11 protein-coding genes are annotated in these 12,865 nt (G+C 72.0%); 3 read left to right on the top strand and 8 right to left on the bottom strand.

The genetic code is table 11. From position 1 onward, the window contains the following. Nucleotides 1–99 precede the first annotated feature (99 nt). From pgl to tkt, 5 genes are read right to left on the bottom strand one after another with little or no spacing between them, the layout of a single operon-like run. Entirely contained in the window at nt 100–882 is a 783-nt protein-coding gene (gene pgl / locus AB0C59_RS26770; RefSeq protein WP_363008895.1) for a 6-phosphogluconolactonase, read from the bottom strand. Next, nucleotides 879–1,958 (bottom strand): glucose-6-phosphate dehydrogenase assembly protein OpcA, encoded by a 1,080-nt coding sequence (opcA, locus tag AB0C59_RS26775; protein ID WP_363008897.1) that lies wholly within the window; start codon nt 1,956–1,958, stop codon nt 879–881. Before opcA ends, pgl begins: the two co-directional genes overlap by 4 nt. Then, the gene (gene zwf, locus AB0C59_RS26780) at nt 1,955–3,487 is read right to left on the bottom strand and encodes a glucose-6-phosphate dehydrogenase (RefSeq protein ID WP_363008899.1); all 1,533 of its coding nucleotides are present in this window, start codon (nt 3,485–3,487) and stop codon (nt 1,955–1,957) included. Before zwf ends, opcA begins: the two co-directional genes overlap by 4 nt. A 4-nt stretch (nt 3,488–3,491) precedes the next feature. Further along, nucleotides 3,492–4,610, bottom strand: coding sequence for a transaldolase (gene tal, locus AB0C59_RS26785; protein ID WP_363008901.1), 1,119 nt, complete (start codon nt 4,608–4,610; stop codon nt 3,492–3,494). A 34-nt stretch (nt 4,611–4,644) separates the two neighbouring features. Continuing rightward, nucleotides 4,645–6,732, bottom strand: coding sequence for a transketolase (gene tkt, locus AB0C59_RS26790; protein ID WP_363008903.1), 2,088 nt, complete (start codon nt 6,730–6,732; stop codon nt 4,645–4,647). A 648-nt stretch (nt 6,733–7,380) separates the two neighbouring features. Between tkt and AB0C59_RS26795 the strand changes: the two genes are divergently transcribed. From AB0C59_RS26795 to AB0C59_RS26805, 3 genes are all read left to right on the top strand, one after another. Continuing rightward, on the top strand, nt 7,381–8,304 hold the full coding sequence (locus tag AB0C59_RS26795; protein ID WP_363009100.1) for a heme o synthase: 924 nt from the start codon (nt 7,381–7,383) through the stop codon (nt 8,302–8,304). A 78-nt stretch (nt 8,305–8,382) separates the two neighbouring features. After that, the gene (locus tag AB0C59_RS26800; RefSeq protein WP_363008905.1) at nt 8,383–8,739 is read left to right on the top strand and encodes a hypothetical protein; all 357 of its coding nucleotides are present in this window, start codon (nt 8,383–8,385) and stop codon (nt 8,737–8,739) included. A 154-nt stretch (nt 8,740–8,893) separates the two neighbouring features. Further along, complete coding sequence (locus AB0C59_RS26805) at nt 8,894–10,000, top strand: amidohydrolase family protein (RefSeq protein ID WP_363008907.1); 1,107 nt, start codon at nt 8,894–8,896, stop codon at nt 9,998–10,000. A gap of 49 nt (nt 10,001–10,049) precedes the next feature. Here AB0C59_RS26805 and AB0C59_RS26810 read toward each other — a convergent pair whose 3' ends face one another. The 3 genes from AB0C59_RS26810 to AB0C59_RS26820 all read right to left on the bottom strand — a co-directional run bounded on the left by AB0C59_RS26810 (nt 10,050) and on the right by AB0C59_RS26820 (nt 12,837). Beyond that, nucleotides 10,050–11,042 carry a COX15/CtaA family protein gene (locus AB0C59_RS26810; protein WP_363009102.1) on the bottom strand — a complete coding sequence of 331 codons (993 nt, stop codon included), beginning with the start codon at nt 11,040–11,042 and terminating at the stop codon, nt 10,050–10,052. 86 nt (nt 11,043–11,128) lie between these two features. Next, entirely contained in the window at nt 11,129–11,917 is a 789-nt protein-coding gene (locus tag AB0C59_RS26815; RefSeq protein ID WP_363008909.1) for an ABC transporter permease, read from the bottom strand. Further along, the gene (locus tag AB0C59_RS26820) at nt 11,914–12,837 is read right to left on the bottom strand and encodes an ABC transporter ATP-binding protein (RefSeq protein WP_363008911.1); all 924 of its coding nucleotides are present in this window, start codon (nt 12,835–12,837) and stop codon (nt 11,914–11,916) included. Before AB0C59_RS26820 ends, AB0C59_RS26815 begins: the two co-directional genes overlap by 4 nt. Nucleotides 12,838–12,865 lie beyond the last annotated feature (28 nt).

Here is a 12,865-nt window from a genome sequence, read left to right on the forward strand (position 1 = left end):
TACCGGGCGGGGGGGGTTCGGCGGGGCGGGGGGGGGGGGGGCGGGGCCCCCCCCCCCCCCCGCGGGGGGGCGCCCCCCCCCCCCCCGCCCCGCGTGCCGCTAGGCCGACGCCGGCGGGTACAGCGACCTCGGCAGCTGCGCGGCCGCCGCGGAGTCCAGCAGCCACAGGGTGCGTGACCTGCCGTACGCGCCCGCCGCCGGAGCCTGGATCTCGCCGGCCCCGGACAGGGCGATGGCCACCGCCTGCGCCTTGTCCTCGCCCGCCGCCAGCAGCCACACCTCGCGCGCGGACCGGATCGCCGGGAGCGTGAGCGTGGTCCGGGTGGGCGGCGGCTTCGGCGCGCCGTGCACCCCGACCACCGTCCGCTCGGTCTCCCGCACCGCGGGCAGCTCCGGGAAGAGCGAGGCCACATGGGTGTCGGGGCCGACGCCCAGCATCAGGACGTCGAAGGCGGGCACCGAGCCGTGGTTCTCTGGCCCGGCGGCCCGGGCCAGCTCCGCCGCGTACGCCTCGGCCGCCGCCTCGGCGTCCGCCCCGTGCGGGCCGTCCGACGCGGGCATGGGGTGCACGCGCTTCGGGTCCAGCGGCACCGCGTCGAGCAGTGCCTCGCGGGCCTGGGTGTGGTTGCGCTCCGGGTCGCCCTCGGGCAGGAAGCGCTCGTCGCCCCACCACAGGTCGATACGGCCCCAGTCGACCGCGTCCCGGGCGGGCGCGGCGGCCAGCGCGGCCAGCAGGCCGTTGCCGTTGCGCCCGCCGGTCAGGACCACCGACGCGGAGCCGCGCGAGGCCTGGGCGTCCACGACCTTGGTGATCAGCCGGGCCGCCGCGGCCTGGGCCATGAGCTCCTTGTCGCGGTGCACGACGAGCTGCGGTGTGCTCACTTCGCGGCCGCCTTCTTCGCCGGGGCCTTCTTGGCCGCCTTGGCGCCCGGCGCGCCCGCCCTGGCCCCGGGCGCACCCGCCGTGCGTGCGGCGGCCCGCGACGTTCCGGCCGTGTCCTGCCCCGGGTCCTCGCCGTCCGCGGCCGCCGTGACGACGACCAGCCGCTCGACACCGAAGCGCAGGGCGGAGGCGTAGGTGTCGTCCGGGTCGAGCCGGCGCAGCTCCTCCGCGATCAGCTCGGAGGTCTCCCGGCGCTTGAGCGCCACCGCGCGGTCGGGCTGTCCCTCGATCGAGAGCGTGGCGAGCGAGCCGTCCGCCCGGTCCAGGCTGATCGGGCCGCCGCTGGTGTCCATCCGGACGGCGGTCAGACCGGGCCCCGGCGACGTGGTGCGCTTGACGGGGACGTCCAGCCGGTCCGCGAGCCACATCGCCAGCAGCTCACAGCTCGGGTTGAACTCCTCGCCCTCCACCTCGACGCCCTTGACCTCGCAGGTGACCTGGTCGAGGGCCGCGGCCAGCATGGAACGCCAGGGGGTGATGCGGGTCCAGGACAGGTCGGTGTCGCCGGGCGCGTAGGCGCGGGCGCGGGCACCGAGATCGCGCACCGGTTCCTCGGCCATGGAGGAGTCCGTGACCCGGCGCTGGGCGAGCGCGCCCAGGGGGTCGCTCGCCGGGTCGAGCGGCGCGTCCACCGGCCACCAGACGACGACGGGGGCGTCCGGCAGCAGCAGCGGCAGCACCACCGACTGGGCGTGGTCGACCACCTCGCCGTACAGCCGCAGCACCACCGTCTCGCCGGTGCCCGCCTCCGCGCCCACCCGTACCTCGGCGTCCAGCCGCGAGGTGGTGCGGTCGCGCGGGGAACGCGAGACGCGCTTGATGACGACGAGCGTGCGCGAGGGGTGCTCGCGCGAGGCCTCGCTCGCGGCCTTCAGGGCGTCGTAGGCGTTCTCCTCGTCGGTGACGATGACGAGGGTGAGGACCACGCCGACCGCGGGGGTGCCGATGGCGCGGCGGGCCTCCACCAACGCCTTGTTGATCTTGCTGGCCGTGGTGTCCGTGAGGTCCCTCTTCATGGCCTGCGCCAGCTCCGTCCGTCTCGTTCGAGCATCTCGTCCGCCTCGACGGGACCCCAGGTTCCGGCCGGGTACTGCGCGGGCTTGCCGTGCTTGTCCCAGTGCGCCTCGATCGGGTCGAGGATCTCCCAGGAGCGCTCGACCTCCTCGGTGCGCGGGAAGAGGTTGGAGTCGCCCAGCAGGACGTCCAGGATCAGCCGTTCGTAGGCCTCGGGGCTGGACTCGGTGAAGGACTCGCCGTAGGCGAAGTCCATGGACACGTCCCGGATCTCCATGGAGGTGCCCGGCACCTTGGAGCCGAAGCGGACCGTGACGCCCTCGTCGGGCTGGACGCGGATGACGACCGCGTTCTGGCCCAGTTCCTCGGTGGCGGTGGTGTCGAAGGGGGAGTGCGGGGCGCGTTGGAAGACCACCGCGATCTCGGTGACCCGGCGTCCCAGCCGCTTGCCGGTGCGCAGATAGAAGGGGACGCCCGCCCAGCGGCGGTTGTCGATCTCCACCTTGATCGCCGCGTAGGTGTCGGTCTTCGACTTGGGGTCGATGCCCTCCTCCTGGAGGTAGCCGACCGCCTTCTCGCCGCCCTGCCAGCCCGCCGAGTACTGGGCGAACACGGTGTCCCGGCCGAGGTCCCGGGGGATCCGCACGGCCCCGAGCACCTTGGTCTTCTCGGCGGCGAGCGCGTCCGCGTCGAAGGACGCCGGCTCCTCCATGGCGGTGAGGGCCAGCAGCTGCAGGAGGTGGTTCTGGATGACGTCGCGGGCGGCGCCGATGCCGTCGTAGTATCCGGCGCGGCCGCCGATGCCGATGTCCTCGGCCATGGTGATCTGGACGTGGTCCACGAAGGACCGGTTCCAGATCGGCTCGAACATCGTGTTGGCGAACCGCAGCGCCAGGATGTTCTGGACGGTCTCCTTGCCCAGGTAGTGGTCGATCCGGAAGACCTGGTCCGGGCCGAAGACCTCGTGCACGATCGAGTTGAGCTCCTCGGCCGACTTCAGGTCGTGGCCGAACGGCTTCTCGATGACCGCGCGCCGCCAGGAGCCGCGCGCCTGGTCGGCCAGGCCGTGCTTCCTCAGCTGCTGGATGACGACGGGGAACGACTTGGGCGGCACCGAGAGGTAGAAGGCGAAGTTGCCGCCCGTGCCCTGCGCCTTGTCCAGCTCCTCGATCGTGGAGCGCAGCCGCTCGAACGCGTCGTCGTCGTCGAAGGTGCCCTGGACGAAGCGCATCCCCTGGATGAGCTGCTGCCAGACCTCCTCGCGGAACGGCGTACGGGCGTGCTCCTTGACCGCGTCGTGGACCTCCTTGGCGAAGTCCTCGTCCTGCCACTCGCGACGGGCGAAGCCGACGAGCGAGAAGCCCGGTGGCAGCAGACCGCGGTTGGCCAGGTCGTAGACAGCAGGCATCAGCTTTTTACGTGACAAATCGCCCGTAACGCCAAAGATGACCAGGCCCGACGGCCCCGCGATACGCGGGAGCCGTCGGTCCGCGGCGTCACGAAGCGGGTTCGCTCCGTGTACGGATGTCAAGGTTTCAGCCCTCCGAGGGGGCGAGGCGCTTGAGCTCCGCCTCGGTCGACTTGAGCAGGTCGTTCCAGGACGCCTCGAACTTCTCGACGCCCTCGTCCTCCAGGAGCTGGACCACGTCGTCGTACGAGATGCCGAGCCGCTCGACCGCGTCGATGACCGACCGGGCCTGCTCGTAGGTGCCGGTGACGGTGTCGCCGGTGACCTCGCCGTGGTCCTCGGTGGCCGCCAGGGTGGCCTCCGGCATGGTGTTCACCGTGTTCGGCGCCACCAGGTCGACCACGTACATGGTGTCCTTGTAGTCCGGGTCCTTGACACCCGTGGACGCCCACAACGGGCGCTGCTTGTTGGCCTGCGCCCGGTCCAGGGCGGCCCAGCGGTCCCCGCTGAAGACCTCCTCGTACGCCTGGTAGGCCAGCCGCGCGTTGGCGACCGCCGCCTGGCCGCGCAGCGCGTGGGCCTCGTCGGTGCCGAGCTTCGTCAGCCGCTTGTCGATCTCGGTGTCCACCCGGGACACGAAGAAGGACGCCACCGAGTGGATCTTCGACAGGTCCAGGCCGCGCCCCCTGGCCTTCTCCAGGCCGGCCAGGTAGGCGTCCATGACCTCGCGGTAGCGCTCCAGCGAGAAGATCAGCGTGACGTTGACGCTGATCCCGTTGCCGATCGTCTCCGTGATGGCCGGGAGGCCCGCCCGGGTGGCCGGGATCTTGATGAGCGTGTTGGGGCGGTCGACCAGCCAGGCGAGCTGCTTGGCCTCGGCGACGGTGGCCCGGGTGTTGTGCGCGAGGCGCGGGTCGACCTCGATGGACACCCGGCCGTCCTGCCCCTGCGTGGCGTCGAACACCGGGCGCAGGATGTCGGCGGCGTCACGGACGTCCGCCGTCGTGATCATGCGGATGGCCTCTTCGACGGTGACCTTGCGGGCGGCGAGGTCGGCGAGCTGCTGCTCGTAGCCGTCGCCCGACGAGATCGCCTTCTGGAAGATCGTCGGGTTGGTGGTGACGCCCACGACGTGCTGCTGGTCGATCAGTTCGGCGAGGTTGCCGGACGTGATCCGCTTGCGCGACAGGTCGTCCAGCCAGATCGCGACGCCTTCCTCGGAGAGGCGCTTGAGTGCGTCTGTCATGGAAAATGCATCTCCTACGTGTCGTATGTCAGCGTCAGCGCTGGGCTGCGGCGATCGATTCCCGGGCGGCGGAGGCGACGTTCTCGGCGGTGAAGCCGAACTCACGGAAGAGGACCTTGCCGTCCGCGGACGCGCCGAAGTGCTCCAGGGAGACGACACGCCCCGCGTCGCCGACGAAGCGGTACCAGGTCAGACCGATACCGGCCTCGACCGCGACCCGTGCCTTCACCGACGGCGGCAGGACGCCGTCCCGGTACCCCTGGTCCTGCTGGTCGAACCACTCCACGCACGGCATCGACACGACACGCGTCGGCACACCCTCGGCCTGGAGCCGCTCGCGGGCCTCCACGGCGATGTGCACCTCGGAACCGGTGGCGATCAGGATCACCTCCGGCGCACCGCCCTCGGCCTCGAACAGGACGTAACCACCGCGGGCGGTGTTCTCGTCGGCCTCGTACGTCGGAACGCCCTGGCGGGTCAGCGCCAGACCGTGCGGGGCGCCCTTGCCGTACTCCTTCGTCCAGCGCCTGAGGATCTCGCGCCAGGCGATGACGGTCTCGTTGGCGTCCGCGGGACGGACCACGTTCAGCCCCGGGATCGCGCGCAGCGACGCCAGGTGCTCGACGGGCTGGTGGGTCGGGCCGTCCTCACCGAGGCCGATCGAGTCGTGCGTCCACACGTACGTCACCGGCAGGTGCATCAGCGCCGACAGCCGCACGGAGTTGCGCATGTAGTCGGAGAACACCAGGAAGGTGCCGCCGTAGACGCGCGTGTTGCCGTGCAGGGTGATGCCGTTCATCTCCGCGGCCATGGAGTGCTCGCGGATGCCGAAGTGGACCGTGCGCCCGTAGGGGTCCGCCTCGGGGAGCGGGTTGTCCGCCGGCAGGAACGAGCTGTTCTTGTCGATGGTCGTGTTGTTCGAGCCGGCCAGGTCGGCGGAGCCGCCCCACAGCTCGGGGATGACCGGTCCGAGCGCCTGGAGCACCTTGCCGGAGGCGGCACGCGTGGCGACGCCCTTGCCCGTCTCGAAGACCGGGAGCTTCTCCTCCCAGCCGGCGGGCAGCTCGCCCTTGCTGATGCGGTCGAACTCGGCGGCGCGCCCGGCGTTGTCGCCGCGCCACTCCTGGAAGGACTTCTCCCACTCGTCCCGCGCCGCACGGCCCCGCTCCAGGGCCCTGCGGGTGTGGTCCAGGACCTCGGCGGCGACGTCGAAGCTCTTGTCCGGGTCGAAGCCGAGGACGCGCTTGGTGGCCGCGACCTCGTCGTCGCCCAGCGCCGAGCCGTGCGCGGCCTCGGTGTTCTGCGCGTTCGGGGCGGGCCAGGCGATGATCGAGCGCATCGCGATGAAGGACGGCCGGTCGGTGACCTTCTTGGCGGCCTCGATCGCGTCGTAGATCGCGTGCGGGTCCAGGTCGCCGTCGGGCTTCGGCGCGACACGCTGCACGTGCCACCCGTAGGCCTCGTAGCGCTTGACCGTGTCCTCGGAGACCGCCGTCTCGGTGTCGCCCTCGATCGAGATGTGGTTGTCGTCCCACAGCAGGATCAGGTTGCCGAGCCTCTGGTGGCCCGCGAGCGAGGACGCCTCCGAGGAGATGCCCTCCTGCAGGCAGCCGTCACCGGCGATGCAGTAGATGAAGTGGTCGAACGGGGAGGCGCCCTGGGGCGCGTCCGGGTCGAACAGGCCGCGCTCGTACCGGGAGGCCATGGCCATGCCCACGGCGTTCGCGACACCCTGGCCCAGCGGGCCGGTGGTGGTCTCGACGCCCTTGGTGTGCCCGTACTCGGGGTGGCCCGGGGTCTTCGAGCCCCACGTCCTGAACGCTTCGAGGTCCGCCAGCTCCAGGCCGAAACCGGCCAGGTAGAGCTGGGTGTAGAGGGTCAGGGACGAGTGGCCCGCCGACAGCACGAAGCGGTCGCGGCCCACCCACTGGGGATCGGCCGGGTCGTGGCGCATCACCTTCTGGAAGAGGGTGTAGGCGGCCGGGGCCAGGCTCATCGCCGTACCGGGATGGCCGTTACCGACCTTCTGTACGGCATCGGCGGCCAGGACGCGGGCGGTGTCGACGGCCCGCTGGTCCAACTCGGTCCACTCGAGGTCTTGTGTGGTCGGCTTGGTGCTCACCCTGGGTCAGGGCTCCTCTCCACATTCCACAGTCGAATGCCGGTGCACTGGACGCCCACCGGCCGTTGCTGAGCCTACCCCCGTCAGTACGTGCGTCTTTTCGAGTCATTCCAGACTGCCGGGAGTCGCTGCGATCCGCCTGTCGACAGGTCGTTCACCCGGTCGGGAGCGAATACGCAACCGGGTGCCGACCTGCTCAATCGAGCGTCGTCAAGCGTCCGCGGACCCGCTCGTTCGAGCGCCCTCGGACGATGCCGGACCCGCTCGTCCGAGCGCCCCTCGCGCCGCCCCGCCGAGGCGTCGTCGACGCCTTCGTCGACGGCCTCGTCGGGCGTCGCGGCGGATGCTCCGTCAGACGTTCCGCCGGGCGTCCTACCGGGTGCCCGCCGGGCGCCCCGCCACACTCCCGCCCCCTCGCCCCGCGGCCCTCCCACCCGTGCGCGCGCCGCCGCCGCCCCCGGCGTGTCCAACACGACCCACCCCCGCGAGGGAGCGGACTGCGGGCAACGTCTAAAGTTGCGTGAGTACGCGCGAGCCTTTACCGGGAGTTCACGGCCGGGGCTCGCTGGGATGTCTCTGTCAGGGGTGTACGTGACGGCCGTCGATTCCCGTCCGCCGGCTGGGGGCACCACCCATGCCGTCAAGGCCATGGGGGAGCCCGGGACGAGCAGCAGCCGGGGCCAGCGACCGTTCGGGGCCCGTGTCAAGGCGTTCGTGGCGCTGACCAAGCCGCGGATCATCGAGCTGCTGCTGATCACCACGGTTCCGGTGATGTTCCTCGCCCAGCAGGGCGTGCCGAGCCTGAGGCTCGTGCTGCTCACCTGCCTGGGCGGTTACCTCTCCGCGGGCGGTGCCAACGCGCTCAACATGTACATCGACCGGGACATCGACGCGCTCATGGAGCGCACCGCGCAGCGTCCCCTGGTCACCGGGATGGTCAGCCCTCCCGAGTGCCTCGCCTTCGGCATCACGCTGGCGGTCGTCTCGACGCTGCTGTTCGGGTTCACGGTCAACTGGCTGTCCGCCTGGCTCTCGCTCGGCGCGCTCCTCTTCTACGTCGTCGTCTACACGATGATCCTCAAACGGCGTACGTCGCAGAACATCGTGTGGGGCGGCATCGCGGGCTGCCTCCCGGTGCTCATCGGCTGGTCGTCCGTCACGGACTCCCTGTCGTGGGCGCCGGTCATCCTCTTCCTCGTCATGTTCTTCTGGACGCCGCCGCACTACTGGCCGCTGTCCATGAAGGTCAAGGAGGACTACGCGCGCGTGGGTGTCCCGATGCTCCCGGTCATCGCCTCGAACAAGGTGGTCGCCCGGCAGATCGTCATCTACAGCTGGGTGATGGTCCTGGTGTCGCTGCTGCTCACCCCCCTCGGCTACACCGGCTGGTTCTACACCGCGGTCGCCCTGGCCGCGGGCGGCTGGTGGCTGTGGGAGGCGCACGCGCTCCAGAACCGCGCGAAGTCGGAGTCGACGGGCACCAAGCTCAAGGAGATGCGCCTGTTCCACTGGAGCATCACCTATGTCTCGCTGCTGTTCGTCGCCGTGGCGGTGGACCCGTTCCTGCGCTGAGCCTCCCCGGCGTCACGTGGTCCAGGCCACGTGACGCCGCCGTCGCTCTTTGATCTACTCGCCGGTAGCATCCTGGGCATGGCAGACAGCAAGCAGGTTGACGAGGCCGCGGACGCGGGGAACGCGGCGAAGGCCGAGCGCAGGGCCGCCCGGCTCGCCAAGGAGATCGGCGCCTTCGCCAAGGCGCACGGCGGTGCCGAGGGCCAGGTCGCGTACATCGGCGAGCGCGGCGCCCGCATCGTGCTCGTCGGTGAGGACGGCGGCTGGGGCGACCTGGTCGCACCCTCGTACGACATCGCCGAGAAGGCCGTCCAGAAGGCCGGGATCACCGTCCACGAGGCGTTCGACGGCGAGTTCGCGGCCAAGGTGAAGACCGGCTCGTACGAGTGGAAGCGCATGGCGGGCATCCAGATCGGCGGCCGCCAGGGCGCCTGAGCGCCCCCGGCCCGCCCGCCGCCCCGCCCCTCTTCCCGCCGCGGCCGTGACCTCCGGCCTTGCGCAGGGGGGTGGAAAAGCAACACCTCGCGCCCCGTTCACCCGTTAGGACCTGTGCAGGCTCGGTCCAGTCGCGGGGAGTCGGGGAGTCCGGATGATCGAAACGCCGTCCCTGGTGGACCAGTACTGCCATGGCGTGCTCCGCACCGAGCTGGGCCTCGGCACCTTCGAGGCACACCTCGCCCGCACCGAGGGCCCGCCGGCGGCCGGTACGACGCTGTTCGACACCCAGACGGGCTTCGCGGTACGGCGCTGGTGCCCGCCCCTGCTCGGTCTGGAGCCGCACTGCCCGCCCGCCCGCTATCTGGCCCGGCGCCGCGAACTGGGCGTCCTGGAGGCGGGGCGCAGACTGCTGCGGGGCAGCGGCATCACCACCTACCTCGTGGACACCGGGCTGCCCGGCGACCTGACCGGGCCCACCGAGATGGCCTCCTCCGGGGCGGCCGAGGCGCATGAGATCGTCCGGCTCGAACTGCTCGCGGAACAGGTCGCGGACACCTCCGGCACGGTGGAGTCGTTCCTCGCCAATCTCGCCGAGTCCATCCACGGCGCGGCGGCGCACGCGGTGGCGTTCACCTCCGTGGCGAGCGTGCGCCACGGTCTCGCGCTGGCCCCCGAGGCGCCGGGACCGGGGGAGGTGCGGGGAGCGGCGGGGCGCTGGCTGGCCGGCCGCCCGGTGGGCGGGGCGCTGTCGGACCCCGTGCTGCTGCGCCATCTGCTGTGGAGCGCGGTCGCCTCGGGGCGGCCGCTGCAACTGCACGCGGGCCTCGGCGAACCGGGCCTGCGCATCGACCGCACCGACCCGGTCCTGCTCACCGACTTCGTGCGCGCCACCGCCGGTCTCGGCACGGATCTGGTGCTGCTGCACGGCTACCCGTACCACCGGCACGCGGCGCACCTGGCGGGTGTGTTCCCGCATGTCTACGCGGACCTGGGTGCCGCCCTGGCCCGGACCGGCGCCCGGGCCGGCGCGGTGCTCGCCGAGATCCTGGAACTGGCCCCCTTCGGCAAGATCCTGTTCTCCAGCGGCGCCCACGGCCTTCCCGAACTGCATGTGGTGGGCGCCCGCCTGTTCCGTGAGGCGCTGTCACGGCTGCTGGGCGGCTGGGTCACGGAGGGCGCGTGGTCGCTGCGGGACGCCCAGCGGGTGGCCCAGATGGTCGCGGCGGGCAACGCGCGGCGGGTGTACGGGCTGGCCTGACCCGGTCCGATGGGCTGACGGTCCGGTGGGCTGACCCGGTCCGGTGGGGTCAGGCGGTGGTGAGGGCCGACTCGGCCGCCGTGCCCGCCGGCTCCGCCGTCTCCTCCTCGGGCCGCTCCCGCAGCGACAGCAGCACGCGCAGCGTCCAGATCCACATGACGGTGGAACCGAGCATGTGCAGGCCGACCAGGGCCTCGGGCAGGTGGGTGAAGTACTGGACGTAGCCGATGACGCCCTGGCCCAGGAGGATCAGGAACAGCTCCCGCGTGCGCCGCAGCGGCCCCGCGGGCGCGTCCACGGCCCTGAGCACGAACCACAGCGCGAACGTCAGCGTCACCACGATCCACGCCAGGACCGCGTGCAGCTTGGCGACGGTCTCCCAGTCGATCGGGATCCGCTCGACGTCCCGGGAGTCACCCGCGTGCGGGCCCGCCCCGGTGACCACCGTGCCGACGCCGATCAGCAGCACCGAGGCGACGACCAGGAACCACACCAGCTGCCCCACGGCCTTGCCGACCAGGGGACGCGGCGCGGCGTCGCCCTCCCGGGTGCGCTGCCACATGAGCGCGGCGACCGTGATCAGCGCGGTGGACAGCAGGAAGTGCGCGGCGACCGTGTACGGGTTGAGGCCGACGAGGACCACGACGCCGCCGAGGATCGCGTTGCTCATCACGATCCAGAACTGCGCCCAGCCGAGCCGGGTCAGGCCGCGCCGGAACGGCTTCTGCGAGCGCGCCGCGACGATCGCCCAGCCGACGGCCGCGCACAGCACGTAGGTCAGCATGCGGTTGCCGAACTCGATGGCCCCGTGCACGCCCATGGCGCTGGTGGTGGTCAGCGAGTGGTCGGTGCACTGCGGCCAGGTCGGGCAGCCGAGCCCGGAGCCGGTGAGGCGCACGGCACCGCCGGTGACGACGATCACCACGGACATGACGAGCGCGGCGAGCGCGGCGCGCTGGACCGTACGGGGCCCCGGGGTCCAGCGGGCGGCGATGAAGTCGAGCGGGTTGCGCGCGGCGGCTACGGCATCGGCACGGGTCACGTTTGGCACGCCCTCATCGTAGGGGGCCGCTTGTGCACCGTTTCACGAGGGGGTGGCCCCCGGGCGTCCGCGAGGGAGCCCCGGGCTCACTCCCAGCGGAAGAGCCGGCCCGCCGCCGTCAGCCCCACCACGGCCCACACCGCCAGGATCCCGAGGTCGCCCCAGGGCGTTCCGGCGCCGTGCGCCAGGACGTCCCTGAGGCCGTCGGAGAGGGCGGAGATCGGGAGCAGGGCGAGGACGTCCTGCACACCGGAGGGGAACTTGTCGAGCGGCACGATCACGCCGCCGCCGACGAGCAGCAGCAGGAAGACCAGGTTGGCGGCGGCCAGGGTCGCCTCCGCCTTCAGCGTCCCGGCCATGAGCAGGCCCAGCCCGGAGAACGCGGCGGTGCCGAGGACGAGCAGGAGCAGCACGGACAGCGGGTCGCCGTGCGGGGACCAGCCCAGGGCGTAGGCGATCGCCGTCAGCAGGACCACCTGGAGCACCTCGGTGACCAGGACGGCCGCCGTCTTGGCGGTCATCAGCCCCCAGCGGGGCAGGGGCGAGGAGGCGAGCCGCTTCAGGACGCCGTAGCGGCGTTCGAAGCCGGTCGCGATGGCCTGCCCGGTGAACGCGGTGGACATCACGGCGAGCGCCAGGACGCCGGGGGTGAGGAAGTCGACGGCCTTGCCCGCGCCGGTGTCCACGATGTCGACGGAGCTGAACAGCACCAGCAGCAGGGTCGGGATGACCACCGTCAGGAGCAGCTGTTCGCCGTTGCGCAGCAGCATCCGCGCCTCCAGCGCCGCCTGCGCCGCGATCATGCGCGGGAGCGGGGCGGCACCGGGGCGGGGCGTGTAGGTGCCCGTAGCGGTGTCGGTCGTGGTGGCCGTCATGAGCGCAGCTCCTTGCCGGTCAGCTCCAGAAAGACGTCTTCGAGGGTGTGCCGCTCCACCGAGATCCGCTCCGGCATCACCCCGTGCTGGGCGCACCAGGAGGTGACCGTGGCCAGCAGTTGCGGGTCGACCTTGCCGGTGACGCGGTACTGGCCGGGCGTCAGCTCGGCCGCGGTGGAGTCCGCCGGCAGCGCCTTGAGCAGGGAGCCCACGTCGAGACCGGGGCGGCCCGTGAAGCGCAGGGTGTTCTCGGCGCCGCCGCGGCACAGGTCCTCCGGGGAGCCCTGGGCGACGACCCGGCCCCCGTCGATGATCGCCACGTCGTCGGCGAGCTGCTCTGCCTCGTCCATGTGGTGCGTGGTGAGGATCACGGACACGCCGTCGCCGCGCAGGTCGCGCACCAGGTCCCAGGTCGCCCGGCGGGCCTGCGGGTCCAGGCCTGCGGTCGGCTCGTCCAGGAACACCAGCTCCGGGCGGCCCACGACCGCCATGGCCAGAGCGAGCCGCTGCTGCTGCCCGCCGGACAGGCGGCGGTAGGAGGTCCGGCCGCAGCTGCCCAGACCCAGCCGCTCGATCAGCGCGTCGACGTCGAGGGGGTGGGCGTGCAGTCTGGCCACATGGCGCAGCATCTCCTCGGCGCGGGCGCCGGAGTAGACGCCGCCGGACTGGAGCATGACACCTATGCGGGGGCGCAGGGCGGAGGCCTGGCGGACCGGGTCGAGGCCCAGGACGCGTACCGTGCCGGAGTCCGGCTTCCGGTAGCCCTCGCAGGTCTCGACCGTGGTCGTCTTGCCCGCCCCGTTGGGGCCGAGGACGGCGGTGATGCCCGCCGCGGCCACGAGGTCGAGGCCGTCCACCGCGGTCTTCGCGCCGTACCGCTTCACCAGGGACTGGACCTGGACGACCGGCTCACTGTGCATGGGTCCAGAGTCTAGGTAGCCGCGCCGG

The sequence above is a fragment of the Streptomyces sp. NPDC048664 genome, assembly GCF_040650555.1.
GTDB lineage: Bacteria > Actinomycetota > Actinomycetes > Streptomycetales > Streptomycetaceae > Streptomyces.

Bases quoted from the DNA above. Each gene is read 5' to 3' on its own strand.
- tal (WP_363008901.1), bottom strand. From the start codon at position 4,610: ATGACAGACGCACTCAAGCGCCTCTCCGAGGAAGGCGTCGCGATCTGG.
- AB0C59_RS26815 (WP_363008909.1), bottom strand. From the start codon at position 11,917: ATGACGGCCACCACGACCGACACCGCTACGGGCACCTACACGCCCCGC.
- opcA (WP_363008897.1), bottom strand. From the start codon at position 1,958: ATGAAGAGGGACCTCACGGACACCACGGCCAGCAAGATCAACAAGGCG.
- AB0C59_RS26820 (WP_363008911.1), bottom strand. From the start codon at position 12,837: ATGCACAGTGAGCCGGTCGTCCAGGTCCAGTCCCTGGTGAAGCGGTAC.
- AB0C59_RS26795 (WP_363009100.1), top strand. From the start codon at position 7,381: ATGGGGGAGCCCGGGACGAGCAGCAGCCGGGGCCAGCGACCGTTCGGG.
- AB0C59_RS26805 (WP_363008907.1), top strand. From the start codon at position 8,894: ATGATCGAAACGCCGTCCCTGGTGGACCAGTACTGCCATGGCGTGCTC.
- AB0C59_RS26800 (WP_363008905.1), top strand. From the start codon at position 8,383: ATGGCAGACAGCAAGCAGGTTGACGAGGCCGCGGACGCGGGGAACGCG.